Genomic DNA, 26,432 nt, shown 5'->3' with positions numbered 1-26,432 from the left:
TGACAGTAGCGCGTGTCCCTCCTACCGTCCTGATGACTAAATCGTTACAGTACCGCGGAAGGCGTCTATGAGGCGTTTGTCGGTTCAGGAACCCGGCATGTATGGGCTGCCTGTGGGACCAGGGAATGGGTAGCGCCGGCGGAAGTCGTTCGCGGCCGCCTCCATGGTGGTCCAGGTGACGCCCTCGTGGGCGGTGATGTACTCGATCAGGCGCTCGAGCATGAGCAGCATCTGAGGGCGCCCGGAGACGTCAGGGTGGATGGTGAAGGCGAAAACGCCGTAGTCCTGCTCGCGGTAAACCCAGTCGAACTGGTCCTTCCACCATGATTCGACGTCGCGGGGGTTCACCCAGCCCGCGCTGTTGGGGGACTTCTTGATGAACATCATCGGTGGCAGGTCGTCGGTGTACCAGTTGGCGCCGATCTCGACCAGGTCGAGGATCTCGCCGCGCCGCAGCGGCTTCATCCAGGCGCCGGCCTCCTGGCTGTAGTCGATTTTCGTCCAGGAGTCACCGACCCGGGCGTAGAACGGCATGAAGTCGTGGAGGCCCTGGCTGTGGTCGTAGGTGAATCCGTACTTCTTCAGCAGCGTGGCGGTGTTGGCCGACATCTCCCACCAGGGCGCGACGTAGCCGCGAGGAGCTCTGCCGCTGACCTGTTCGATGAGGTCGACACAGTAGGCGAGGACGTCCTCTTCCTGTTGGGGGGTCATCGCGACGGGGTTCTCGTGCGAGTAGCCGTGCGCGCCGATCTCGTGACCGGCGTCGACGACCATCTTGATCGAGTCCGGGAAGGTCTCGATCGAGTGACCTGGGATGAACCAGGTCGCCGGCAGGTCGTACCTCTTGAAGAGGTTCAGGAGCCGTGGGATGCCGACGTCCCCGGCGAACATCCCTCGCTGGATGTCCGAGGGCGAGTCCTCGCCACCGTACGAGCCGAGCCATCCGGCGACGGCGTCGACGTCAACCCCGAACACGCATTCGATTTCCTTGGGCATGGTGACCCCCTTCCTCCGTGCTCACAGCTGATACACAGGATGACGAAAGGTCGCACTCAGCATCATTCCCGACAATCGGACCATGATGCTGGCGCACACTGGCCCGGTACGGGTCCTGGTGGTGGATGATGAGCCCACCCTGGCGGAGTTGCTGGCCATGGCGCTGCGCTACGAGGGCTGGGAGGTGCGCAGCGCCGGAGACGGCCTGAGCGCCGTCCGGGTCGCGCGCGGTTTCCGGCCGGACGCCGTCGTGCTCGACGTGATGCTGCCCGACATCGACGGGCTGGAGGTGTTGCGGCGGCTGCGCGGGGAGGCGCCGGAGGTGCCGGTGCTGTTCCTGACCGCGAAGGACTCGGTCGAGGACCGGATAGCGGGGCTGACGGCGGGTGGCGACGACTACGTGACCAAGCCGTTCAGCCTGGAGGAGGTGGTGGCGCGGCTGCGCGGCCTGATGCGCCGGGCCGCCCGTTCGGAGCTGCGCGCCGACTCCCGGCTCGTGCTCGGAGACCTGGTCATGGACGAGGACAGCCACGAGGTACGGCGCGGCGGTGAACTGATCACCCTGACGGCCAAGGAGTTCGAGCTGCTGCGCTTCCTGATGCGCAATCCGCGCCGGGTCCTCAGCAAGGCGCAGATCCTCGACCGGGTGTGGAACTACGACTTCGGCGGGCAGGCGAACGTGGTGGAGCTGTACGTCTCGTACCTGCGCAAGAAGATCGACGCCGGCCGGGCACCGATGATCCACACATTGCGCGGCGCGGGGTATGTTCTCAAGCCCGCTGAGTAAGCGCTGGTCGTTGCGGGCCCGCCTGGTGGCGGCCATGCTCGCCCTGCTCGGGGCCGCGTTCCTGGTCGTCGGCGTGACCGCCGAGGTGACGCTGAACAAGGTGCTCTACGACCGCGTCGACGGCCAGCTGACAGCGGCGGCGAACCGGGCGCCGCGCGGCTTCGACCCGCTCCCCCGCACCGGCCCGCCCGGTTGCGCGCAACCACGAGGGCGGGACTTCCCGCCCGGGCAGGTCATCGGCACCCTGTCGGCGTGGATCTGCGACGGCGTGGTCGTCAACGCGGACGTGCTGACGGAGAACGGGCCGGCGGACGCCGGCCACCTCGGCGCCACACTCCCGGCGATTCCGGTGGGCGCCGCGCCGCGCAGCTACGACCTCGGCGAGCTGGGCGACTACCGCCTGATCGCGCGGAACCTGCCCGACGGCGCGGTCCTGGTCACCGGGCTGCCGCTGGCGGACACGAAGGAGACGCTGTACCTGGTGGCCGGGGTGGTGGCCGGGGTGAGCGTGCTGATGCTGCTGGCCGTGGCGTACATCGGCGTGGTGATCGTGGGGCGGACGTTGCGGCCGTTGTCCCGGGTGGCGGCCACCGCCACCCGGGTGTCGCAGCTGACCCTGGACCGCGGCGAGGTGGAGCTGCCGCAGCGGGTCGCCGAGGCCGACGCCGACGCGCGCACCGAGGTCGGCCAGGTGGGTGCGGCGCTGAACCGCATGCTGGACCACGTCGGCAACGCCCTGGAGGTACGGCACGCCAGCGAGACGCAGGTGCGCCAGTTCGTCGCCGACGCCAGCCACGAGCTGCGCACCCCGCTGGCGGCGATCCGCGGCTACGCCGAACTGAGCCGGCGCGGCCCGCGGCCCGTGCCGCCCGAGGTGGCGCACGTGCTTGGCCGGGTGGAATCCGAAGCGCGGCGGATGACCGCCCTGGTCGAGGACATGCTGCTGCTGGCCCGCCTGGACGCCGGCCGGCCGCTCGCGCATGAACCCGTCGACCTGTCCATGCTGACGGTCAACGCGGTCAGCGACGCCCATGCCGCGGGCCCGCGGCATGACTGGCGGCTGGACCTGCCCGAGGAGCCCGTCATGGTCGTCGGCGACCCGGCGCGGCTGCAGCAGGTGCTGGCGAACCTGCTGGCCAACGCGCGCACGCACACGCCCGAGGGCACCCGCGTCACGGTCAGCGTGAGCGCCCGCGGCGAGCAGGCCGTGCTGCGGGTGGTCGACACCGGCCACGGCATCCCGGCCGACCTGCTGCCGCACATCTTCGAGCGGTTCGCCCGCGGCGACGGCTCCCGCTCCCGGGCGGCGGGCAGCACCGGCCTCGGGCTGGCCATCGTGCGCGCGGTGCTCGACGCGCAGGGCGGGAGCGTGGACGTGGACAGCGTGCCCGGCCGCACCCGGTTCACCGTGCGGTTGCCGCTGAAGACCTGAGCTCACAGCCTGCGCACAGCGCCGGCACAAGGAGCGGACAGTCCGGTGGCCGACAGTTCTCGGGTACGCACGGACGAAAGGACGCACCGTTGAGCTCCACGTTGCCCGCGATGTCGGTAGATCTACCATCGCCCACCCCAACGCGCCGTAAGAGGCACCTGGCCCTGCCGGTGCTGCTGCTGGCCACCGCCGTGCTCTACTTGTGGGGCCTGGGCGCCTCCGGCTGGGCGAACTCGTTCTACTCGGCGGCGGCGCAGGCCGGATCGCAGGATTGGACGGCGTTCTTCTTCGGCTCCTCGGACGCGGGCAACTCGATCACCGTCGACAAGACGCCCGCCTCGCTCTGGGTGATGGCCCTGTCGGCGCGGCTGTTCGGCGTCAACGCCTGGAGCATCCTGGTGCCGCAGGCGCTGATGGGCGTCGCCGCGGTCGGGCTGCTCTTCGCGACCGTACGGCGCTGGTACGGACCGGCGGCGGGCCTCATCGCCGGCGCCGTGATGACGCTGACGCCGGTGGCGGTGCTGATGTTCCGCTTCAACAACCCCGACGCGCTGCTGGTGCTGCTCCTGGTCGCCGGTGCGTACGCGACCGTGCGGGCCGTCGAGAGCGGCGCCACCAAGTGGCTGGTGTGGGCCGGGGTCTTCGTCGGCTTCGGCTTCCTGGCCAAGATGCTTCAGGCGCTGCTGGTGGTCCCCGTGTTCGCGCTGGTCTACCTCATCGCGGGGCCGCCCAAGCTCGGCAGGCGCATCCTGCAACTGCTCCTGGCGGGTGTCGCGCTGATCGTGTCGAGCGGCTGGTACGTCGCGATCGTCGAGCTGGTGCCCGCGTCGGCGCGCCCCTACATCGGCGGTTCGCAGCGCAACAGCCTCCTGGAGCTGACCCTGGGCTACAACGGCCTCGGCCGCCTGAACGGCAACGAAACCGGCAGCGTCGGCGGCGGTCCTGGCGGCGGCTGGGGCGAGACCGGGTGGACGCGCATGTTCGACGCCGCGCAGGGCGGCCAGGTCGCCTGGCTGCTGCCCGCCGCGCTCATCCTGCTGGCCGTGGGCCTCGCGGTGACGGCCCGCACGGCACGCACCGACCGAACCCGCGCCGGGTTCGTGTTGTGGGGCGGCTGGCTGCTGATCACCGCCGGGGTGTTCAGCTTCATGGCGGGCATCTTCCACGCCTACTACACCGTGGCCCTCGCTCCGGCCCTCGGCGCGCTGGCCGGCATGGGCGCGGTGACCCTGTGGCGGCGGTGGAACACCGCGTGGGCGGCACCCGTCGCGGCTGCCACCGTGGCGGTGACGGCCTGGTGGTCGTACGAGCTGCTCGGACGCAGTGGCGAATTCCTGCCGTGGTTGCGCTGGGCGGTGCTGCTCGGCGGGCTCCTGGCGGCGCTGGGACTGCTGGCCTCCGCCCGGCTGCCCGTGCGGGTGGCCGGAATGATCGCGGCGCTGGCGTTCACCGTGGTCCTGGCCGGGCCGGCGGCGTACGCGATGGACACCGCCGCCACCCCGCACAGCGGCTCGATCCCGTCGGCCGGTCCATTCGTGACGGCCGACTCCGGAGGCAGGGGCGGCCGCGGACCGGGCATGCCCCCGGGCGCACCAGGCGTCGGCACGGCGCGGAACGGTGGGGCGCCCTGGGGCGGTACGCCGCCAAACGGCATGGGGCAGGGTGACAGGGCGCAGGGCGGCATGGGGCGGGGCGGCGGCATGGGCGGGGGCATGGGCGGGCTGCTCAACGCCTCCACTCCCGGCGCGGACGTGGTCGAGCTGCTGCGGCGCGACGCCGACTCCTACACCTGGGTGGCGGCGGCGATCGGATCGCAGAACGCCTCGGGCTACCAGCTGGCCTCCGGCGAACCCGTCATGCCCATCGGCGGCTTCAACGGCAGCGACCCCTCCCCCACCCTCGCCCAGTTCCAGCAGTACGTCGCCGATCGGCGGATCCACTACTTCATCGGCGGCGACGGCATGCGCGGCGACTCGCAGATCTCCGCATGGGTGGCGGCCATCTTCCAGGCCACCACGGTCGACGGCCTCACCGTCTACGACCTGACGTCATCCAGCGGCTCGGCCTCCTGACCTTCACAGCCGCGCCACAGCGACACCACAAGGCCCTGACAGCGATTCGGACAACGGTGAGGATATGAGCACTTCAGTCGCATACGTCGCAGCCGCCGGGCAGGAGGCGCGCGCACCGGTCCTGGATGTCGTGGTCCCCGTGCACAACGAGGAGGACGACCTGGAGCCATGCGTGCGCCGCCTGCACGAGCACCTGCTGCACGACTTCCCGTACCCCTTTCGCATCACGATCGCCGACAACGCCAGCACCGACGGCACCCCGCGGATCGCGGCCCGGCTCGCCGCCGAACTGCCGGAGGTCACCTCCCTGCGGCTGGCCGCCAAAGGGCGGGGCCGCGCGCTCAAGCACGCCTGGTCGGCCTCCGACGCGCAGGTGCTCGCCTACATGGACGTCGACCTGTCCACCGACCTCACCGCCCTGCTGCCGCTGGTGGCTCCGCTCATCTCCGGCCACTCCGACCTGGCGATCGGCTCGCGGCTCACCCGCGGCGCCCGCGTGATCCGCGGCCCCAAACGGGAGATCATCTCCCGCTGCTACAACCTGCTGCTGCGCGGCGCGCTCTGGGCCCGCTTCTCCGACGCGCAGTGCGGCTTCAAGGCCCTCCGCGCCGACGTGGCCGCGCGGCTGCTGCCCCTGGTGGAGGACACCGGCTGGTTCTTCGACACCGAACTGCTCGTGCTCACCGAACGCGCCGGGCTGCGCATCCACGAGGTGCCGGTTGACTGGGTGGACGACCCCGACAGCCGCGTCGACATCGTGCGGACCGCCATCGCCGACCTCAAGGGCATCGCCCGGCTGGCCAAGGCGCTCGGCACCGGCCGGCTGCCCCTGGCCCGGCTGCGCGAACAGTTCGGCCGGGCGCCCCTGCCCGTCGCCGGTGTGCCCGCCGGTCTGGCCGGGCAGCTGCTGCGCTTCGCCGCCGTCGGCGTCGCATGCACGCTCGCCTACCTGATGTTGTACGCCGTGCTGCGCACGCAAACCGGCCCCCAGACGGCCAACCTCATCGCCCTCCTCGTCACCGCCGTGGCCAACACCGCGCTGAACCGCCGTTTCGCCTTCGGAGTGCGCGGCGGCGGCCTCTGGCTGCACCACGCCCAGGGCCTCGTGGTCTTCGCCGCGAGCCTGGGCCTGACCGGCGGCTCACTCGCCCTGCTGCACGCCCTCGCCCCCGACCCCGCCCAGGCGCTGGAACTCGGCGTGCTGGTGCTGGCCAACCTGGCGACCACCTGCCTGCGGTTTCTCCTGCTGCGGACATGGATCTTCGGCCGGGCAATCCGGAATCGCCGGTGACCGCCGCGCGCGCATGCCGTGTCATAGATTTGTACGGGATGAATGCGAATCCGTACTCTTCCGTGCTGGTGCGCGAGGTCACACCGGACGATCAGCCCGAATTCATCGAGTTGGCCAGGTCAAGTCTCGCGATGCACCGGCAATGGATATCAATGCCGACCACCCCAGCGGCATTCGCGGCCTACGTCAACCGTTTTGACGGCGTCGCCGCCGTGGGCCTGGTGGTGTGCTTGCGTTCCACCGGTGAGTTGGCCGGCATCGTCAACTTAAGGCCGGTCAACCGCGATGACCCGCTCCGAAGGGCGATCGGCTTTGGCGCCTTCTCCGGCATGACGGGGCGAGGATACATGCGCGAAGGTGTGGAACTGACTCTCCATATCGCCTTTCACCGGCTCAACCTGGATGGCCTCGAAGCCGACATCCAACCGGGGAATACGGCCTGCCTGAATCTGGTCAAACGGCTTGGTTTTCGCAGGCAGGACTGTTCCGTGCCCCCGATATGGATTGACGGTTCCTGGCGGCACCACGAGCGTTGGACCATCACCCGAGAAATGTGCTATCCGGGCATCTTAAGCTGAATGATAATTCCGGTAAGCTTACCGCACATACGGGGCTCTGCCATGCGCCGTAGGGGTTTCATGATCTCAGCTAACGGGGATTCGCTTCGCGACTGAACGTATCCCATGGCCGCGCTCAAATCTCATCCTGGGAGCTGATCAGCATGGGAGAGTACTCCGGGCCAGACACTGCCACCAGTGATGCCGAATGGCCTGCGAGCCTCGATGTCGCGGAACTGCTTCAGTCGGGATGGCGCCCGACCCCACTCCGGCAGTTCATCCTCAAACTACACAGCCGCTGCAATCTCGCCTGTGACTACTGTTACATGTACGAGATGGCCGACCAGGGCTGGCGCCGCCAGCCCCGCCGTATGTCACGAACCACAATCGATCACGTGGCCACGCGTATCGCCGAACACGCCGAAGCGCACAACCTGAACAGCATCGAGATCCTCCTGCACGGCGGCGAACCCCTGCTGGCCGGATTCGACCGCATCCGCTATGCGGTCACAAAACTCCGCTCAGTCCTCGACGGTATCGAGTTGACCGTCAGCGTTCAGACCAACGGAGTCCTGCTCGACGCGGCGTTCCTGCGCCTGTTCGCCGAACTGAATGTGCGCGTCGGGGTCAGCCTGGACGGCGACGCCGAGGGCCAGGACCGCCACCGCCGCCGCGCCAGCGGTGAGGGAACCTATACGAAGGTGCGGGCGGGGCTGGAACGGCTGACCGCCCCCGAATACCGACACCTGTTCGGCGGTCTGCTGTGCACGATCGACTTGGCCAACGACCCGGCGACGACGTACGAGGCGTTGCTGGAATTCCGGCCGCCGACCATAGACTTCCTCCTCCCGCACGGGAATTGGGATACTCCCCCGCCTGGCCACTCGGGGACGGACACCAGCTATGGCGATTGGCTCGTCGCCATCTTCGACCGCTGGTATGGCGCCCCCGAACGAGAAACCCGGGTCCGGTTGTTCAGTGAAATCATCCGGCTCCTGTGCGGCCGTCCGTCCCGGAGTGAGTCGATCGGCCTGTCTCCCGTGGCAATCGTAGTGGTGGAAACAAACGGCGGCATCGAACAGGTCGACACGTTGAAGTCGGCTTACGACGGAGCCAGTGGAACGCTGCTGCATGTGTCACGCGATCCATTCGACGCCGCGCTGCTGCTGCCCGCCATCGCCGCCCGGCAGATCGGCGCCAGGGCGCTGTCGGAAATCTGTGTGGCCTGCGATATCGCCGCTGTCTGTGGCGCCGGGCTATACCCGCATCGTTATCGCTCCGGTAGTGGATTCCGCAATCCATCGGTCTACTGCCGCGACCTGTACCGGTTGATCACGCATATCCGGCGGGTGTTGACCAATGATGTGGCCCTCTTGTCGAGGGCCACCTGGAACCAACCCCGTCCGCTCGCGGCCAGCGGCACCGAACGCATCGGCGGTGTTTAGATCGGCGGCGGGTCGAAATCAATGTCGAGATGCCGGCCCGCGGCCGCCACCACGGTGTCCGGATGCTCCGCGCCGAGTGTTTCGATGTAGAACTCCATCGTCTCCGCGAAGAGCGCCTGGGAATCCTCTCGCTCGTTGGCGGCGTTCAGGTCAGCGGCCAGATTGGCGGCACAACCCAGTGTCGTGGGGTGCCTCTCACCGAGGAGTTCCTTCAAACGGCGATGTGTGTCCTTGCCGAGTTCACATGCCGCCTTGAGATCCCCGAGCACAGCGAAGTCGCTGGTGAGGTTCAACGCGATGGTGAGGGTGTAGTGGTGGTCACGCCCCAGCGTTCGCTCGATGCCTTCGAGGGCCTGCTCGTTCAGTTCGCGCGCCTCCTGCGGCCGGTCAAGCACCCGGTGCAGGAGCGCTACATTGCTGGCGCAGCCGTAGTGATAGGGATGCTCGGAGCCGTACATGCCCGGGTAGCGCAGCATGGTGTCCGATGCCAGCTCGAACGCGTCCTCCGCCTGCCCGTTGGCGCGCAACGCGTTCGCGAGCGAGGTGGCCGCGGCCAGGGTGCCGGGGTGGTCGAGGCCGTACAGCCGGACGTAGCGCGCGTGCACCTCCTGGGCCAGTTCGAGGGCCTCGGCGGTCTCGCCGGAGCGGAGCCTGGCGATGGCCAGGTCCTTCATCGTGATGAGGATGCGAGGATGGTCGGCGTCGAGTTGCTCGCGCCCGTACGCCAGCGCGTCCTCCCCCACATCGCACGCCTCGGTGTAGTCGCCGCACAGCCGGACGGCGCGCGCGAGACCGGTCCAGAGGTTCAGCACGGTGCCCCGGCCCATGCCCTTCTGGGCCAGCGCCAGCCGGAGCGCCTGTTCCTGCAACGTCCGTGAACCGCGGTAGTCGCTGGTGAGACCATGGTCGAGCGCCAGGTTGTTGACCGCCCGAAGCGTGGTCACATGGTCGGGCCCCAGAACTTCCTCGTGCAGGCGTACGGACTCGGCGTCGTGGTCGCGGGCCTCGTGGAACGAGCCCTTCGCCCGCAGGTCGGCGCCGATGCTGTTGAGCAGAATCAGGGTGTCGAGATGCGTGGGTCCGACCGCCTTGCGCATCGTGGCGAGCGTGGCGGAGTCGAGATCGTACGCCTCGTTGTAGCGGCCCAGGCTGCGCAGCAGGTTGCCCTGTGAGCGCTTCGCCCTCAGCACGTAAAGGTCATCCGGCCCGGAGTCGGCGGTCCACTGCTGCAGGAATGTCTCGGTGTGGCTGCGGGTCGACTCGTGGTTTCCCGATGTGCTCAGGTATGTCAGGATGTCCAGCGCGAAATTCCGTACTTCGTCTCGGCGGCTCTCGGCCATCAGGGACGGCCCGACATGGGCCAGCAGAGCGTCGTAGCGAGGCCAGTTCCGCGGGTCGTCGGGATTCCCCGAAGCGGCCCCGACGAGCAGGGAGTGGACTTCCGCGCGAATCTCCTCCTGGGTCGTGGCGTCAAGCTCTTCACGGAGCAGCGCCTGGATCAGGCGGTGCACCTGAATGGTGCGCTCCCCGGCTTCGGCGTCGAGTCGCACCAGGGCGTACTTGCCGAGTCGCCCGATCGCCTTACTCAACCGGATGGGGTCGGCGAGCAGTTCGGCGATCTGTGGGCGCACCTTTCCTGCGACCGGATAGAAGACAGCCCTGGGAATCGGCTCCGGCCCGAAGAACGCGCAGCAGCGCAGCAGCTCCATGGCTTCGGGCAGATTCTCCTTGAGCTTGGCGACCGACAGTCCCCAGGCCGCCGTCATGGAGAGGGGGTATTCACTCGGCTTTCCCTCGCTGAGCAGCGTGCTGGTGCGTTCTCTGAGCAGCCGTAGATAATCTTCGGCGGACATGCCGGTCTCGGTCTGGAGAGCGGCGGCCTGTTCCAGTGCCAGCGGAAGGTCACCCAGTTCTTCCGCCAGCCGGTTCGCGTCGAGGTCGCTGAGTGAACGGCGCATCCGCCGCTTGAAGAACTCGACGCTCTCCGGGCGGGGGAAAACGTCAATGGCCACCGTGTCGACCACACTTTCCCATCGATGGTTGCGGGAAGTGATAAGCACGTGCCCCGGCCCGGGTGGAACGATGTCGCTGAGTTCTTCCGGCTCATCCGCGTTGTCGAAGATCAATAGCCATTGGGAGTACGGCTTACCGCGGCGCAGCGCCTCCAATACCGCGTTCGCGGCGTCCTCGATGCCGGTCGCGGTCGCGGGAGGCAAACCCAGATGCGGAGCGAGTTGCGCCAAGGTCGATCGAACCAGACCAGGTTGGTCTGAGGGGATCCACCAGACGATGTCGTAGCTGTCGCGAAAACGATATGCGTACTCAACGGCCATCTGCGTCTTGCCGACACCGCCAAGGCCGTGCAGAGCGTGCGGCACCACCGCCGTTACTTGATCGACGATGCCGTCGCGCAGCCGGCTGAGCAGCTCTTCACGGCCGGTGAAATTCTTGTTGCGTGGCGGGACCTTCCAGATCTCGGGAAATCCACCTGTTGCCCGCTGTGCAGCGGGCGGCCGTGAAATCGTCACCGTTTCGCCCTCCCCGTCCGTTCGGCCTGCAGCCGGCCGCCCGATGATGATTGATTTCCACGCCAAAATAGGGATAGGACAGAGACGATAGTCGTGTTGCGGTCCACTTGATAAGCGTTTCGGCAGTCGATCATTTTTGGTCAGGCCGGTCACAGCTTTTGGCGCACGCTACAACCACCTTCTCACGCCGCACCGTCCGCAAATGGACATTGACGGGTAGGCTACCATCGTCAAATGTGATAAATGCGTGATGAGGAGCTGTCATCAGCACGACGTTGCCAGGATTCGGTCGGTCCTATATTTCGGGACGGCCACCCCCGGGAGACGCACCACCGCCCTACGAGGGAGCGCCCATGCACATTGTCACTCCAGAGAGCGATCTCGTGGACTTGTCCACGCTCTCACACCGTCACCTGGAAGGACTCGGCGACACTGTCTTGGCCCAGGCGTTGCGCGAACTGCTCGAGCCTGGTCAGGCTGACGAAGAGGTGTTCGCGCGCTTCGATAACGGCTGATTGGATCAGCGGTTCGCGCGGCTGAATACCGAGTCGGGGAGCGGCGAAGACCAACGACCTCATTCCGGCAGTCCTAAACAGGTCCCGACAAGACGAGGGGTACTGATCATTGCTGTTTCTTTGAGAGGCGCGCCGTGGCGACGAAGGGCTATCTCGCCTTAAGCCGGGATGGCACAATCACAGATGCCCAGAGTTACGCGGATCTCAAGGTAGATGATCGGAATCTCACCTCTCGACCAAGACGGGAAACGTCGTCTCTCGATGAGCGAGGACTGGCCCATGACAGCGATCTCCGCAGCTTCCCGCCCGCGACGCGGACCCTTTATCGGGCCGCGGCCCTTCGACGCCCGCGACGGCATGCTGTTCTTCGGACGAACCGGCGAGATCAGCGAGCTCACGAGGATGTGGCAGGGAAACCGCCTGACGATCCTGCACTCCGATGCCGGCACCGGAAAGACATCGTTGCTGCGCGCCGGCGTCGTCCCAGAACTGAGGTCGTGGAATACCCGCGTGCTCCCAATCGGCCAGGCCACTTTGCCCCCCGTCTGGCCGACAGCCGCGCTGTCCGATCACAACCCCTATGTCTTCGCGTTACTGTCGTCGTGGACGATCGATCAATCACCCGTCCGGGTGGCAGGTCTATCCGTGGACGACTTCCTTCGCAAAGAACTCGGAATCGACAAGTACGGTCAGCCCGCTCCGACCCTGGCGGCCGTCGATCAAGCTGAGACGTTCCTCCGTGAGTCCGCGGGCCACGAATACCACCGATGCCGCTTCCTCGACGAATTGTTCGAAGCCCTGATGCAACGGTCCAATCTACGGCTGCTGTTGTCGGTGCGTACGGACTATCTGGATCAGCTGCTGCGGATCGTCAAAGGCTTCGGTGGACTGCCCTACGCGGAATTCGCGCTGCAACCTTTCAAGCTGGACGACGCCGCGAACATCGTGCGTAAGTCAGTCGAGGCCACCAGCGGCGGCATGGTCCCGGACCGGGTCAACGAAATGCTGGACGAGCTGAGCAAGGTCAGAGATGGCGCCGGGAAGGAACGGGAGCGGACCTTCACGATAGATCCCCAGCTTTTACAGGTGGCTGGAATTCGGCTCTGGGGAGATCCGGCCGCCCAGGGACACCTCGCGGACACCCGACCGGAGGTCGCCGTTGATCAGGCGCTCCGCGATTTCTGCACGCGCACGTTGGCAGAGATCGCGGCGGACCATGAGCTGTCCCCGGACAGTTTCAATGGCTGGCTGCGGCAGGCGATCCTCACCATCGACGGGATGGGCCCATCGTCGTCGGCGGGGGTAACCGCCGCCGTTGTGCACTCGCTGGAAGACCGGCATCTGTTCCGCACGCCGCAGCAAGAGGGCCTCCGTGTCCACGAACCTCGCCAGCCGCAATTGCTGGGTCCGCTGCTGTGGGCCAGCACCGCCCCGTGGCCGGCGGTTCCGCCTGATCCGGCCGACCGGCTGCATGCCGCCGTACAAGCTCTCTCCGACGGTGAACCGGACCGGGCCCGGAGACTGGCGATCGGCGCCGCCAGTGCCTGCCCGCCGCAGGCGACACGCACGCGAGCCGAGATCGAGTCCCTGTTCGGCAACATCGCCTACGAGCAGGATCTGCTGAACCAGGCGATCGCGTATTACCGTGCCGCGGCGAGAATCTTCGAAGCGATAGGCGACAGTACGGCGGTCGGTTGGTTGCTCGTCGCGGTTGGCCGGATCGCGCTCAAGCAAGGGCGGGAGAGTTCGGCGATCGAGGATCTGCGGGCCGCCGTCAATCGCGCTCCCCATGATCTGATCGTGCAGACCGTTCTCGGTCAGGCGTTATGGCAGGCCGGGGAGTCGCAGGCGGCTCTTGCCGTACTGAACGGCGTCCTGGACAGGCAGGGTGACACGCCCGAAGCACGACGCACCCGCGGCGAGATCCTGGCCGATCTCGGCAACGCGGAGTTGGCGCTGCGGGACATCAGGCAGTTGCGGAGCCATCGCATTGGATCGTCCACGCGTGCGGCTCACGCCCTCGCGCTGGCCACTTTGGCACTCACCGACGTGGCCGTAAGGGAACTCGACGATGTGCTGACCGAGGGTGAGGACAGCGGCCCGGTGCTGCTGCGCGCCGCCCGGGTCCGCAAACTCGCCGGGGACGGCGACGAGGCGGCCCGGCTCGCTGAACGTGCCATCCTGGCGCTCCATCCTCCGTTACCCATCCATCAGCGCCGAGCAGCCGTGCATCTGCTGGAGGACCCCTGATGCCGGAAACGGCTCTCGTGGCGCTGATAACCGGCGGCAGCGCCGTGCTGGCCGCGTTGTCCGGCGCGGGCTGGTCGGTGGTGACGGAAAGGTCGAAAGCAAAGCACGCACGTCTGGCGGCAGCGGCCCAGCGGGACGCCGACAGGCAGGACGTGCGTGCCGCCGAACTGCGACAGGCGTTCGCGGATGCCCAGTCGGCCGTGTTGAAGCTCGGCCTCGCGGTCAGCGTCTCGCTCGACATGCGCGCCAGTAGCAATGCCAGGCTGGACGGAGAGGATCTGCCCGGACAGCTTCGCCAGGCGCGGATCGATTACCACGGAGCCAAAGCGGCGATCGAGCGTTTGTGGCCCCTGTGCCCGTCGGACTGCCAGGAAAAGATCAGGGAACTGAGCAACGCGGCTACCGGGGCATTCAGCTACGCTCGGTCGGTGGCCGGACCGACGGAGGTACCGGAGAAGGTGGAAGCGGCCCTCGAGGAAAGCCTGCGGGCACTGAGCGACGACATCTTTCCGCAGGTCCCCGGCGAATCTTCTCCGACTGAACTCACGTAGTGAATTCAGGCCGCTGCTCTGTGGCCCTGGCCGGTGTCGCCGAGATTGCCAGGATGAGCGCCCCCACCGCCACCGCTCCCGCCACCAGGACGGCAGCACCCTGAGTGCCAAGACCCGCGACAATGTAGCCGCTTGCCAGCGCACCGAGCGGAACAGCGCTTCCAGAGAAGAAACGACTGGCGCTGGTCACTCTGCCCAGCAGTTCCTTGGGAACGCATTCCGCCTGATAGAGAGCCAGGACGACGTTGATGTGCGCTCCGGTGTAGCCGATCCCGCCCCAGGCCAGCGGTAATACCAGCAGGAGGTAGAACGACGAGTTGTGGTCAACGACGGCCACCGCGAAACTCAGCAGCAGCCAGGACCACACGCACATCACGACGGCGCGCTGGGGTGACACTTTGCGCAGAAGATAGGGCGCGGTGAGGGAACCCAGCACTCCCCCGAGGGCTGTGGAGGCGACGAGGCAGCCGATCGCCAGACTCGACAGGCGTTGCTGGTGCGCCAGCAACACCAGCAGCAACCCCAGGGTTTGGAAGAAAAAATTCGCGAGTGTGCAGACAATCAGCACGGGGCGTAGGAATCGGTCACCGCTCAGGAAAGCGAGGCCTGCCTGCAGTTCTCTGGTCAGCGTCGCCAGGCGTAGCGGCCGCCGTTCGGCGGATGGTTTGAACTCCTGTTTGCGCATCCTGAGGAGCGCGAAAATCGACACGGAGGAGGCCAGTGCGTCGGCGGCGAACGGCAGCCAGCGGGACATGTCGAACAGCAGTCCGCCGAGTGGACGGCCCAGTAGGCCGGCTGCGTGGATGCGGCCCTCGTTCTTGGCCATGGCCTGGGGCAAATGAATGTTTGGGATCAGGCGGGGGATTATGGTCGTCTCCGCCGTGTTGTAGAACACGAGGCAGACTCCCTGCGCGGCGACTGCCAGTAGCAGCAGAGACGGGAGGCCGCCGAAGAGGATTACGCTCGCGGTCAGCAGTATGGCCAGTGCGGCTCGGACCACCAGACTGACGATCATGACGCGGTGGCCGTCCGAGCGGTCGACCAATACGCCGACCGGCAGGTGCAGCAGAATCCGTGGCAGCGTTCCTGCCGCGGTGACCCAGCCCGCGAAGACAGGCGAGTTCGTTAGGAGGAGCGCTAGCAGCGGGGCGGTCAGGGTGGCGTTCATCGTGCCGATCTGTGAGATCGCCGAACCCGTCCACAGCAGGTTGAAGTCTCGTTCCCAGGCGGAATCGCGAAGGCCAATGGGCCGACCGCTCTCGGTACTGTTGGTCACCTCTACCGCTGCCCCCCAAGGCGCATGGTGACCGGACAACGTACGCAAATGCACACTTTGTGGTCATTACGGTGGCAAATGGACCGCCCCGGCAAAGACGCGAGGCGGCGTTCCCCAAGGCAGAGATCGTAATCTACTCGACGGCTATAACTCAGGCGAATCGACACTGGGCAGTTTTACGCCTGTGGTCGATAAAGTCCTCATCTGATATCGAATCAACCTCACTCGTCCTCTTTGCCGAAGGAGGTGTGAGGGAGTGAGGCATGGACCTGGTAACCGGGGCGGGAGGTGGGTTGATCCGGTGGCCGACGACTGGGCGAACAATTCGGGAGGGCCCGGTTGTGAAGCGGTGCCATCGCTCCACAACCGGGAGCCTTCGTGTCATACAGCTCGCCGCTACCCCATGCGGCTGATGATGTCCTCCGCGGCGGCTTCGGCCGAGGTGGCGCCCGTGAAAACGCTGATCGCGAGTCGGCGATACGCGTCCAAGAACGTCGTCTGAAAACTCGGGGGCAGGTCGATGGCGAGGCTGCCGCGGTCGACGACCTCGCCCGCGATCTTGATCATGTCCTTCGTTGATTCACCTGTCTCGGGCGAGTCCAGCAGTTTGGCGCGGTTCGCGGCCACTGTCGGAGCGCCGTTGTCGGCGGCGAACGCCACGTTCGCGGACGCGTCGTTGATCCAGAAGTTGATGAACTCCAGCGCCGAGGCGACGTTGTCGCAGGACTTCGGGATCGACAGGCCGTTGATCGGCAGGAGGTCGGTGGCGGTGCCGTTGTCGGCGACCGGCAGCAACGTGTATCCCGTGTCCGGCGCGAGGCCGTGCGACTTGAGCCCGTTCCCGATCGCGCCGAGAGCGTTGGCTGGGCGGGCGCTGGCGAACGCGACTCCCGCGGCCATCGCACTGTCCTCGTGTGAGCCGGTGTAATCGGTGATGCGCTCGGCGGGGAGGACGACACCCTCCTTCATGAGCGCATGCCAGGTGGAGAACCACCCGGCGAGGTCCTCCGCGCGGAATGCCGCCTTGCCGTTTTCGAAGACCGGCCCCCGGCTGCCGAGGTAGGTGATGACCTCGACCGGCGTGTTGTAGGGGAAGTCCATCGCGAAGACACCCTTCGGCAGCTTCTTCTGCGCCTGGCGCATCCAGCTGAAGAACTCTCCCCAGGTCATGCTATTCTTGGGAATGTCGATACCGTACTTCTCGGCCATCGCTTTGTTGTAGGCGATTACGGAAGGCGCCATTCCGTATGGAGCCATGTACAGCTTTCCGTCGTCCGTGCGAAGGCTGTCGACGACGCCCTTGTCGAGAGGGCCGAGGTCCAGGGGCTTAGCGTTGCTAAGGTCGAGGAAGAGGTCCTTGCTCGCGTAGTCGTTGAGGCCGAATGTCAGCATCTGCGTGACACACGGCATGTTACCGCCGGCCGCCTGGACGTTCAGGCGTTCGAAGTACTTCAGATAGTCGACGGGCTCGCCTGCGACCTTGACGGGGAACTTCTTCTGGAACAGATCGATAACCGCGTTGGTGCGCGCATTACGCTGTTCCGACCCCCACCAGGAGAATCGGATGTCGCCGGCGCCCGCGCTGGCGCTGCTCGGCTTGGGATCGGACGAACCGCACGAGGCCAGCAGGCCCGTGCTGAGCATCACGGCCGTGACGGCGGCTGCGATGCGGACGGCTCTCACCTTCATGTTCTTACCTCTCGTATTGCTTCGGACTCACTTCAGCCCGGTTGTAGAAATGCCCTCGGTGATCAGCCGCTGAGCCACCGCGAAGAACGCGATGAGCGGCACCAGGGACAGGACCGACATGGCCAGGAGTCCACCGGTATTGGAATTCCCGGTGGCGTCCATGAACTGCCGGAGACCCAGCGGAACGGTGAAACTGCCCGGGTCGTTCAGATAGAGCAGCGGGCCCAGGAAGTCGTTCCAGCTATGGACGAAACAGAAGGCGGCCGTCGTCGCGAGAGCCGGCATGCTCAACGGCATGATGACGCGGAAGAAGATCCCGATGTGACCGCACCCGTCGATGCGGGCGGCTTCGTCCAGCGACGGAGAAATGCCGCGGATGAACTGCACCATCAGGAAGGTGTAGAAGGCATCGACCGCGAAGTAGTGAGTAAGGGTGAGCGGCCAATAGGTGTCGACCATCCCGAGCGTGTTGAACATGATGTACTGCGGCACGACGGTGACCTGCGCCGGCAGGAGCAGCGTACCGATCATGAGCGCGAACAGGATGCGACGGCCGGGGAACTCGATGCGCGCGAAGGCATAGGCCGCCACCGAACACGACAGCAGCACGCCGACGATGGACGCCAGCGAGATCAGGGCCGAGTTGACGAAGTACGTGGCGAAACTCGCACCGCCGTCGCCCTGCCACCCCGCGCGGTAGTTCTCGAGTATCAGCCCTCCCGGCGAGCCGATGACGCCGCCTTCGGAGAACGACGCGAGCAGCAGGACCGCCAGCGGGTACAGGAGGAAGGCGAGGAGCAGGCAGATGAGGAGGTGGCGCGCGGCCTTGCCCGCGCCCGGACGCGGGCGGAACAGGGCTGCCGTCATGGAGTGGCTAGTCTTCATAGTGGACCCAAAATTTGGAGCTGGCGAAGATCAGCGCTGTGATTCCGGCGAGGGCGAGCAGCATGAGCACGGCCATGGCGGACGCGTAGCCCATGTGGAGATCCCTGAACGCCTGCTCGTAGAGATACAGAGCGAAGACCAGGGTCGAGTCGGCCGGCCCGCCCGTCCCGTTGGACACGATGTACGCGGGTGTGAAGGATTGCAGCGCGTTGACCAGGACGATCACCGCGTTGAAGAGAATGATGGGGCTGATGGCCGGCAGCGTGATGTGCCACAGCTTCGCCAGCATCCCGGCACCGTCGATGCTGGCGGCTTCGTATCGTTCGGCCGGCACTTGCTTGAGCGCCGCGTAAAAGATGACCATCGTCGAGCCGAATGACCACACCGACAGCAAGATGATCGTCCAGATGGCGGTCCCTGGCTGTCCGATCCACGCGATCCGTGGCAGGCCCAACGGTGCCAGCAGGTTGTTGACGATGCCGTCGTACGCGAACAGCCGAACCCAGAGGATCGCCACCGCGACGCTGGCCGCGATGAGCGAGGGCAGGTAGAAGGCGGCCCGGTAAAAGCCGAACAAAGGGCTTCGGCTCGCCTTGCCGCTGGCCCCCGAGGAGCGCTGACGATCATTCACGAGCGCCGCGACCAGGAAGGCGGCAACCAGCGTCACCGGAACGCTCACGAACACATAGAGAGCCGTCACGCCGATCGACTTCACGAACCGCGGATCGTCCGTCAGCATCTTTGCGTAGTTCGACAACCCGACGAACTCGGGCGCACTCAGCAATCCGTAGTCGGTGAGCGACAAGTACCCCGAGGCGATCAGCGGGCCGAGCGTGAATACGAGGAATCCGATGGCCCACGGCGCCAGGAAGAGAGCGGCCATTCGCCGGTCATGCCGAGATTTCGTACTCAGCCGCCTCCCGCGGCCGCGGGAGGTGCTGGAGCGTGCGACCTTCGCTGGCACGGTCACGAGCCTGCTGCGGGTGCGGCCAACCGCATGACGATGTCCCGCACGAGACGGATGTCGTCGGTGGCGATATCGGCGGTCGAACGGACAGCCGCTTCGCCGGCGACGGCGTCACGGAAGTGGATCCACTCGTTCTTGAAGCCGTCCTCGAAGCTGCGGTACGAGCTCGCGACCGTGCGGTCGTTGTCGTTGACGGTCGAACGGGTGACGATCTCGGTGCCCGAGAAGGCCAGGAACGGGTTGCCGAAGCGAAGATCGACCTGGTCGTCGTCGCCGTACACCGAGAAGCGCTCGTCCCACCAGCCGTAGTTGGTCCCCAGCTGCAGGTCGACATTGCACAGGGCGCCGTTCTCGAGCTCCAGCACCGCCTGGACGTGCTTCGGCCCGGCCGTGTGGGCGAACAGCACCTGCCGGGGCATCCCGTAGCAGAAATTGAGCAGGCTGAAGTCGTGCGACCCCAGCATGAGAGCGGTCATGTAGGTCTCGACGAAGGACGCGTGGGTCGCCGGCAATGTCGCGGCGACCCGCCTGGCGACCTCCGGGTTCACCTGAGCCGCCTTCCCCGTCGCGGCGACAGTGGTACGTACCGCCGCGCCACCCACATCAGGAAGATCATCGACCCGGAAGATCGGACCGAAGTCGCCCCGGACGCGCGAAAGGATGGCGCCGTAGTCGTGGATCTCCACGGCACGTGGCGCGCGAGCGCCGCGCACCTTGTCGGCCAGCCAGAGGACGGCCGGATCGTGCAGTTTCTGATATCCCACCTGCAGGACCAGATCGGGATTCTCAGCGAGAACCGCCTTGATCTCCTCGGCTTCGCCGACCGTGAACGCCAGCGGCTTCTCGGTCATCACATGCTTGCCGGCCCGCAACGCGGCCAGGATGTCGGCGGCGTGGTCGTAACTGAGCACGCCGATCGCGTCAAGAGTGTCGTCGGCGAGCATGTCGGCGTACGACGTGTACCGGGTCGCGACGTTGTGGTAGTCCGCCACCAACTGCAGGGTGCCGGCCGACAAGTCGCACAGGGCGGCAAGCTCGAGCCCGGCGATCTCGCGGATCGCCGGCAGATGGCGAGACTGTGCGATGTAGCCGCAGCCCAGAATTCCTACACGCATGGTTTTTCTCTCAATCGTGGTGAAGACGCAGTATCAGATCGCTGGGATGTAGATCTTCTCGCCGCCGCGCTTGGCGGACTCGTGTGCCAGAAGACCCACTGACGTCCAGTTCGCGGCGACTAGGTGGTCAATCGCCGCCGGCCGCCCCTCGACGATACTGGTAACGAATTCGTGCGCAAGGTGGGGATGCGAGCCACCATGGCCGCTCCCCTGGATGAACGACAGGTGTTCGTTCTCATCCGAGTACACGCCGTTCGTCGTGAAGGGACGAATCTCCTCCGGGAGCCTAGCGGCGAAGTCGGGAACCTCCACCAGCTGGGGGACGTCATCGACGTGCAGCAGGTGGGCACTCTTCTCGGTCGCCGCCCACCGGAACGACGCCTTACTGCCGAATACGTCGAAGCTCTCGACGTATTCGTGTGAGGTGGCGAACAGCGCCCGGGACACCTCTGCCTTCACGTCGGAGTCCACGACATCGACGAACGCGCTCTCCACGGCGAACGGAGATCCGTACCGGGCCATCAGCTCATCGGGGATGCGCCCGGAGCCCACGCAGGTCACGCTCGCGGCGGGTTTGCCGAGCAACGCGAGGACCGGGGAGACGGCGTGGGTGGCGTAATGCATGGGCGGGAGACCCTCCCAGTACGACGGCCACCCGGCCATATTCTGGAAATGTGAGCCGCGCATGAACTGGATACGCCCGAGCAGGCCCTCGTCGTGCAGGTGCTGGACGTAGAGGAATTCACGCGAGTAGACCACCGTCTCCATCATCATGTAGTTCTTGCCGGAGTCCTCGGCAGCCTGCGCGATCGCCACGCAGTCGTTGAGCGTCGACGCCATGGGGACGGTGCACGCGACGTGCTTTCCCGCCCGGAGCGCGAGCACTGACTGAGCCGCATGGTCGGGAATCGGCGTGTTGATGTGGATAGCGTCGATCGAGGGATCCTCAACCATGGCTTCAAAGCTTGTGTAGCGACCTGCGACACCGAAATGATCAGCGACCTCTTCGAGTTTTGACTTCGTGCGCTGACAGAGTGCGACAAGTTCGACCGCCGGATGCGCCTGGTAGATCGGGATGAACTCCGCGCCGAAACCAAGCCCCGCGATTGCGATCCGCGTCTTTCGAGTCATGTTCGTTCTGCCTCCTTGTGGAACGAGGCTAGGAGCGGGAGCGTTGGCCAACCATGCGAAAATTCGCATGATGGTTTAGATTTTTCACATGCGCAGTTCACCGTCACGACAGGTGGCGCTGATCATCGAGACGTCGAACCAGTACGCTCGGGGCCTGCTGGAAGGCGTGCGGCGATTCGTCGCGGTCCGGCCCGACTGGTCGCTGTACTTCGCCGAGCACAGCCGCAGCGAGCACGACTACTCGTGGCTCGAGGAGTGGGAAGGCGACGGGGTGCTGGCGCGGATAGAGAACCGCGAGTCCGTCGGCATCGTCCGCCGGCTGGGGTTGCCCACGGTGGACCTCAGCGCCACCCGTCTGGCGCCGGAGCTTCCCGGCGTGGAGACGGATGACGCGACGATCGCCTCCTGGGCGATCGACCACTTCGCGGAGCGCGGCCTGCGGAACTTCGCATTCTGCGGCGATCCACGCTTCGGGTGGTCACTGCACCGCGGCACCTCGTACCGACGGCTCGTCCTCGAACGTGGGGCAACCCCGTTCGAGTACGCGATGACCCCCTCCGGAAGGTGCTCCATCGACCGCAGCCGCCTGGCCCAGTGGATCGCCTCGCTTCCGAAGCCCGTCGGCGTGATGGCGTGCTACGACATCGCGGGCTTGGAGGTGCTCGAGGCCTGCAAGATCGCCGGCGTGGCCGTACCCGATGAAGTCGCGGTGCTCGGGGTCGACAACGACGAATTGATCGGGAACCTCAGTTCGCCCCCGCTCTCGAGCATCGAGCCGGACGCGCGGGGTGCGGGCTTTCTCGCCGCGCGCCTGCTCGATGAGATGATGAACGGAGCTGTGGTGCCGTCGGAGCAGCAGCTCCTCAAGCCCTTGCGTGTCGTGACACGCCAGTCGTCGGACGTCTTGTCGGTCGAGGATGTCCTTGTCGCACGCTCGCTACGCTTCATCCGGCAGCATGCCCACGAGAACATCACCACCGACACGGTCCGCTGGCACGTCGGACTGTCGAGGGGGGCGCTGGACCGGCGCCTCCTGAACACCATCGGCAGGACGACGCATGCCGAGATCACCCGTGCGCGCATGGCCCGGGTCACCGAGTTGCTGTCGAGCACCGACCTCACCCTGCAGCAGATCTCGGATCGTCTCGGTTTCACGCACGTCGAGTATCTCAGCGTCGCCTTCAAGCGGCACACCGGAAAGACACCGTCCGAGTATCGCCGGCTCGCGAAGTGACTCATTCGCGTGACTCATTCGCGTGACTCATGCGCGTGGCCGGCCGGTGAGGGGCAGCCTGGTCCGGGTGATCAGCGCCGCCACCGTCGCCAGCACGGGCAGCCCTGCCACCACCGCGATCACGAATGGCCACGGTATGGCGGTCGTGGCAGGATCTCCGGCGCCGTGCGTCGTCGTCGGCCGGCTCAGCGCCACGCCCGTCACCATTCCCGCGGCCAGCCCCACCAGCGCGCCGAGCCCGGAGATGTAGAGGGCCTGGCCGGCCACGATCACCCGCAACGTCCCGGGCGGGGCGCCGATGGCCGCCATCGTCGCCCGCTCAGGCCGCATGTCGGCGGCTGCCAGGCGGGTGGCGGCCAGCGTGCCGCCGACGACGAGGACAAGGGCGCCGCCGAGCCAGCCCCACAAGCTGGGGTCGGGCACGTTGCGATACCCCTCCTCGGAGGCGACCGTGACGCGGGAGCTCACCTTGGCGAGATCACGCCATATCGTCGAGTCGGCCGGCGGCCGGTACATGGCGTAGAGCTGGCGCTCCGCCGTCGAGAAACCGGCCTGCTCGACCAGGGCGCGCGGCAGCAGGGCGCCGCCCTGGTGCTGGTCGGCGGGTGTGGCCAGCACCGCGGGGACTTCGAGCTTGCGCGGCGGGCCTGACGTGGAGCTCGCCCGCAGCGCCAGCTTGCCGTCCCGCAGCGCGGCCGGGTCGAACACCACGGCCTTACCGCTCGCCAGCGCCGCGGCCGCCGGCGGGTCGTGGCGCCCTTGCAGGAGCCTGAGCAGAGCCTGGTCTCCGATGGCCGCCGTGCGACGCGTCCGTATCCCGTTCCAGCGCATCGTGTACCGCAACGCGTAGCGGTGGCCCTGGGCGTCCTTCGCGTGATAGCCGGCGGCCAGCGGCACGCCCGGCAGCTGGCGGGCCGCTTCGGCGCGGAGCTTGTTCCAGGCCGCGTCGCCCATGGGGCCGCCCCAGATCGCCAGCATGCCGGTCGGGCGCGCCGAGGTGTAGGCGTTGCGCCGGTCCATGTATTCGCTGTAGGTGCTGATGCCCACCGCCACGACCGTGGCGGTGACCGCGATGACGGCCGCGACGGCGCTCGCCGTCCGGGATTGGTTGCGGACCGCGTCGCGGACGGACACCCGCAGCGGGAGCCGCAACCGCGCGGCCAGCCGTCCCGTGTGGCGGACCAGCCATGGCGTCAACACCACCAGCCCGATCATGACCAGCACCGCGGAGGCCCACACCCACGCCGAGCCCGGCTGGCGCCACGCCACCACGGTCGCCCCCAGCCCGGCCAGCACCAGCACGGCCCCCGCCAGGGGCCATCCCGGCCGATCGGCTACCGCGGGCGCGCGGCCGGCCAGCACGGTCGCGGTGTCCTGCCGAGCCGCTTGTACGGCAGGCACCAGCGCCGCCACGACCCCGGCGATCAGGCCCAGCGCGGCAACGCCCAGAACCGGCGCCCACGGCACCGCCGCCGCGCCGACCTGCCCGCCCCAGCGCGCCACGAACGGGGCGCCCAGCGCTCCGGCCCCGATGCCCAGCACCGTCGCCACGAGGGCGGCGGCACCGCCGAGGACCAGCCCGTCGGCCAGCACGATCGTCCGCAGGTGCCCGGCCGAGCCGCCCTGCGCCGCGATCTCGGCCAGTTCCCGGCGCCTTCTCCGGAGCCCGACCGCGAAGGCGGGCCCGGCCAGCAGCACGGTCTCCAGCGCCACCATGATCACCATGGCGCCGATCCCGACCGCGTACCGGACGTCGAAGGGCGCGGCGGGAACCCGGGCCGTGATCATGGTGCGGGAGGTGACGAACAGACCAGCCTTGTTCAGCGCGGGCACGTCGGTCCAGGACACGGGCTTCGCGGTGTCGGCGAGCCATCCGGTGCCGTACTCGAACACTGACCACGATGCATCCGACGGCGCCAGCGGGAGATCCGGACCCACGACCTCGCGAAGCGACGGCCGGTGCGGGTGCTCGACCACGCCCACCACCGTCAGCGGCGCCGCGCCGGATGGCCGCAGGAGATCGCCGGGCCGCAGGCCGATCGCGGGTGTCACCGCGACCTCGCCGGCGGTGGGAAACCTGCCTTCCCTCAGCGTCCGCATTCCCCTGGTAACGGGATCGCGCAGGTCGGTCTCCCGCGCGTCGACCCGCTCGCTGCCCAGCCGGAGCACGCCGGTGCTGAAGGGGATCAACCGGGCGCCCGGGCCGAGCAGCTCCACGACCTCGGCGGCGCTGAGCCTGGGCGCGGCCGCGTCGCCGCCTGTGGTCCAGCCCGTCCCGTTCGGCTGCTGGTGGAGCACCGTACCCGCGGGTACCTGCACGAGGCGGGCGTCGGCCGCGCCGAGTTCGGCCGCCAGTCCCTCCTGCGGGGTGACGTTCATGGTCTCGGTGAGGGTGAGCATCGCCGTGATCACCAGGACGGGCAAGCCGATCATCACCATGATGAGCGCGCTTCGTCCCCGGGAACGCCACGCGTTCCGGCGGGCGATGCGCAGTGCGGCGCGAACGGCGCTCATCTGGCGCTCACCACCGGCGCGTTCGTGGAATCCACGATCATCCCGTCGCGGAGGAACACCACACGGTCGGCCCAGGCGGCGTAGCGCGGCTCGTGCGTGACGAGCAGGACCGTCGCGCCCGCGTCACAGCGAGCGCGTAATATTCGCAGGATCTCGTCGCTGGTGCGGGTGTCGAGCGCGCCGGTCGGTTCGTCGGCCAGCAGCAGGCGCCGCTCGCCCACCAGAGCGCGGGCGATCGCGACCTGTTGCCGCTGGCCGCCGGACAGCTCGTCGGGGAAGCGGTCGGCCAGGTGTTCCCCGTCGATCTCCGCCAGCACGGCCATGGCCTCCTCGCGGGCGCGGCGTGACCGCACGCCGTCGAGCTCGCGCGGCAGCATCACGTTCTCCGCCGCCGTCAGCGACGTGATCAGGTTGAGGTCCTGGAAGACGTAGCCGACGCTGCGGCGGCGCAGTGCCGCCAGGTCGCGCACGGTGGCCAGGTCCTGCTCGCCGATGTGCACCGTCCCCGACGTGGGCCGGTCGAGCCCGCCCGCGAGGTTGAGCAGGGTCGACTTGCCGGACCCGGACGGGCCCATGACCGCGACCAGCTCTCCCGCGTCGACCTCGAGGCTCACGCCCTGCAGAGCGGGTACGGCTGCCGCCCCTTCGCCATGGACTCTGGCCACCTCGGCCAGCCGTACGATCGTCATTTTTCCTCCTTGAGTACGGCTTCGCAGTGGTCCAGCCACCGTTGCTCGGCCTCGGCCCGGAAGATCATGGAATCGAGCACGAGCCGCTGGGCTGCGCCTTCCGTGGCAGCTCGCTTGGCCCTGGTCAGCTCTTGGAGGCCGCGCATGGTCGCCGTGCGCTGCTTGCGGATGACCTCGGCGATGTCCACCTCCTTGGCGGCGACGGCCATGGCCAGCTTGATGACCAGCTCGTCCCGCGGCCGGTCGGACTGGACGACGGGGGTGCTGAACCATCGCACCATTTCCGCCCGCCCGGCCGCGGTGATCGTGTAGACGACCCGGCCCTGCTCATCCGACTCGCCCGGCATGACCAGGCCGTCACGCTCCATGCGGGACAGCGTCGTGTAGACCTGGCCGATGTTGAGCGGCCACGTCGCCCCCGTCGACGCCTCGAATTCCACCCGCAATTGGTAGCCATGCCGGGGCCCCCTGCTGAGCAGGGTGAGCAGCCCGTGCCTGATCGACATGG

Annotated in this window: 21 protein-coding genes; 10 read left to right on the top strand and 11 right to left on the bottom strand. The window is 67.2% G+C overall.

Features of this window, described 5'->3' with window-relative positions; all coding sequences use genetic code 11:
- Positions 1-84 precede the first annotated feature (84 nt).
- Positions 85-996, bottom strand: a complete 912-nt coding sequence (locus Aple_RS08080) for a polysaccharide deacetylase family protein (protein WP_155343862.1) — start codon at positions 994-996, stop codon at positions 85-87.
- 82 nt (positions 997-1,078) lie between these two features.
- On the opposite strand from Aple_RS08080, the gene Aple_RS08075 reads away from it, so the two are divergent.
- The 6 genes from Aple_RS08075 to Aple_RS08050 all read left to right on the top strand — a co-directional run bounded on the left by Aple_RS08075 (position 1,079) and on the right by Aple_RS08050 (position 8,580).
- Positions 1,079-1,783: a response regulator transcription factor gene (locus Aple_RS08075; RefSeq protein WP_155343861.1), complete on the top strand. Its 705-nt coding sequence runs from the start codon at positions 1,079-1,081 to the stop codon at positions 1,781-1,783.
- A complete protein-coding gene (locus tag Aple_RS08070; protein WP_174889802.1) occupies positions 1,761-3,215 on the top strand; it encodes a sensor histidine kinase in 1,455 nt (484 codons plus the stop codon). The genes Aple_RS08075 and Aple_RS08070 overlap by 23 nt, the downstream gene beginning before the upstream one ends.
- Before the next feature lie 89 nt (positions 3,216-3,304).
- Positions 3,305-5,287, top strand: a complete 1,983-nt coding sequence (locus Aple_RS08065; RefSeq protein ID WP_246264238.1) for an ArnT family glycosyltransferase — start codon at positions 3,305-3,307, stop codon at positions 5,285-5,287.
- 64 nt (positions 5,288-5,351) lie between these two features.
- On the top strand, positions 5,352-6,578 hold the full coding sequence (locus tag Aple_RS08060; RefSeq protein WP_155343860.1) for a bifunctional glycosyltransferase family 2/GtrA family protein: 1,227 nt from the start codon (positions 5,352-5,354) through the stop codon (positions 6,576-6,578).
- Positions 6,542-7,156 (top strand): GNAT family N-acetyltransferase, encoded by a 615-nt coding sequence (locus Aple_RS08055; RefSeq protein WP_155343859.1) that lies wholly within the window; start codon positions 6,542-6,544, stop codon positions 7,154-7,156. The genes Aple_RS08060 and Aple_RS08055 overlap by 37 nt, the downstream gene beginning before the upstream one ends.
- 143 nt (positions 7,157-7,299) lie before the next feature.
- Positions 7,300-8,580: an FxsB family cyclophane-forming radical SAM/SPASM peptide maturase gene (locus Aple_RS08050; RefSeq protein WP_155343858.1), complete on the top strand. Its 1,281-nt coding sequence runs from the start codon at positions 7,300-7,302 to the stop codon at positions 8,578-8,580.
- Here Aple_RS08050 and fxsT read toward each other — a convergent pair.
- Positions 8,577-11,108 carry an FxSxx-COOH system tetratricopeptide repeat protein gene (gene fxsT, locus Aple_RS08045; protein WP_246264236.1) on the bottom strand — a complete coding sequence of 844 codons (2,532 nt, stop codon included), beginning with the start codon at positions 11,106-11,108 and terminating at the stop codon, positions 8,577-8,579. The two genes, Aple_RS08050 and fxsT, sit on opposite strands and share 4 nt — an antisense overlap.
- 353 nt (positions 11,109-11,461) lie before the next feature.
- Here fxsT and Aple_RS08040 point away from each other — a divergent pair, with 353 nt between their 5' ends.
- The 3 genes from Aple_RS08040 to Aple_RS08030 all read left to right on the top strand — a co-directional run bounded on the left by Aple_RS08040 (position 11,462) and on the right by Aple_RS08030 (position 14,424).
- Positions 11,462-11,623 carry an FxSxx-COOH-like cyclophane-containing RiPP peptide gene (locus Aple_RS08040; protein WP_155343857.1) on the top strand — a complete coding sequence of 54 codons (162 nt, stop codon included), beginning with the start codon at positions 11,462-11,464 and terminating at the stop codon, positions 11,621-11,623.
- Positions 11,624-11,902: 279 nt separating this feature from the next.
- The gene (locus Aple_RS08035) at positions 11,903-13,873 is read left to right on the top strand and encodes a tetratricopeptide repeat protein (protein WP_170321340.1); all 1,971 of its coding nucleotides are present in this window, start codon (positions 11,903-11,905) and stop codon (positions 13,871-13,873) included.
- The gene (locus tag Aple_RS08030; RefSeq protein WP_155343855.1) at positions 13,873-14,424 is read left to right on the top strand and encodes a hypothetical protein; all 552 of its coding nucleotides are present in this window, start codon (positions 13,873-13,875) and stop codon (positions 14,422-14,424) included. The genes Aple_RS08035 and Aple_RS08030 overlap by 1 nt, the downstream gene beginning before the upstream one ends.
- Here Aple_RS08030 and Aple_RS08025 read toward each other — a convergent pair.
- From Aple_RS08025 to Aple_RS08000, 6 genes are all read right to left on the bottom strand, one after another.
- Entirely contained in the window at positions 14,417-15,700 is a 1,284-nt protein-coding gene (locus Aple_RS08025) for an MFS transporter (RefSeq protein ID WP_155343854.1), read from the bottom strand. The genes Aple_RS08030 and Aple_RS08025 overlap by 8 nt on opposite strands.
- A 396-nt stretch (positions 15,701-16,096) precedes the next feature.
- On the bottom strand, positions 16,097-17,389 hold the full coding sequence (locus tag Aple_RS08020; RefSeq protein WP_155343853.1) for an ABC transporter substrate-binding protein: 1,293 nt from the start codon (positions 17,387-17,389) through the stop codon (positions 16,097-16,099).
- Positions 17,390-17,416: 27 nt separating this feature from the next.
- Positions 17,417-18,256, bottom strand: a complete 840-nt coding sequence (locus Aple_RS08015) for a carbohydrate ABC transporter permease (protein WP_170321339.1) — start codon at positions 18,254-18,256, stop codon at positions 17,417-17,419.
- A 7-nt stretch (positions 18,257-18,263) separates the two neighbouring features.
- Positions 18,264-19,157, bottom strand: coding sequence for a carbohydrate ABC transporter permease (locus Aple_RS08010; protein WP_155343851.1), 894 nt, complete (start codon positions 19,155-19,157; stop codon positions 18,264-18,266).
- 83 nt (positions 19,158-19,240) lie between these two features.
- Positions 19,241-20,356 carry a Gfo/Idh/MocA family oxidoreductase gene (locus Aple_RS08005; RefSeq protein WP_155343850.1) on the bottom strand — a complete coding sequence of 372 codons (1,116 nt, stop codon included), beginning with the start codon at positions 20,354-20,356 and terminating at the stop codon, positions 19,241-19,243.
- A gap of 33 nt (positions 20,357-20,389) precedes the next feature.
- Entirely contained in the window at positions 20,390-21,487 is a 1,098-nt protein-coding gene (locus Aple_RS08000; RefSeq protein ID WP_155343849.1) for a Gfo/Idh/MocA family protein, read from the bottom strand.
- An 88-nt stretch (positions 21,488-21,575) separates the two neighbouring features.
- Between Aple_RS08000 and Aple_RS07995 the strand changes: the two genes are divergently transcribed.
- Entirely contained in the window at positions 21,576-22,721 is a 1,146-nt protein-coding gene (locus Aple_RS07995) for a XylR family transcriptional regulator (RefSeq protein WP_155343848.1), read from the top strand.
- 27 nt (positions 22,722-22,748) lie between these two features.
- Here the strand turns inward: Aple_RS07995 and Aple_RS07990 are convergent, their stop codons facing one another.
- From Aple_RS07990 to Aple_RS07980, 3 genes are read right to left on the bottom strand one after another with little or no spacing between them, the layout of a single operon-like run.
- Positions 22,749-25,235, bottom strand: a complete 2,487-nt coding sequence (locus tag Aple_RS07990) for an ABC transporter permease (protein WP_155343847.1) — start codon at positions 25,233-25,235, stop codon at positions 22,749-22,751.
- Positions 25,232-25,924 carry an ABC transporter ATP-binding protein gene (locus Aple_RS07985; RefSeq protein ID WP_155343846.1) on the bottom strand — a complete coding sequence of 231 codons (693 nt, stop codon included), beginning with the start codon at positions 25,922-25,924 and terminating at the stop codon, positions 25,232-25,234. Before Aple_RS07985 ends, Aple_RS07990 begins: the two co-directional genes overlap by 4 nt.
- Positions 25,921-26,430 (bottom strand): PadR family transcriptional regulator, encoded by a 510-nt coding sequence (locus tag Aple_RS07980; RefSeq protein ID WP_155343845.1) that lies wholly within the window; start codon positions 26,428-26,430, stop codon positions 25,921-25,923. The genes Aple_RS07985 and Aple_RS07980 overlap by 4 nt, the downstream gene beginning before the upstream one ends.
- Positions 26,431-26,432: the final 2 nt, after the last annotated feature.

The organism is Acrocarpospora pleiomorpha, from assembly GCF_009687885.1.
In the GTDB taxonomy this organism is placed as follows: domain Bacteria; phylum Actinomycetota; class Actinomycetes; order Streptosporangiales; family Streptosporangiaceae; genus Acrocarpospora; species Acrocarpospora pleiomorpha.
Note: the sequence above shows the minus strand (reverse complement) of the source record. Positions and strands in the feature narration are given on the sequence as shown.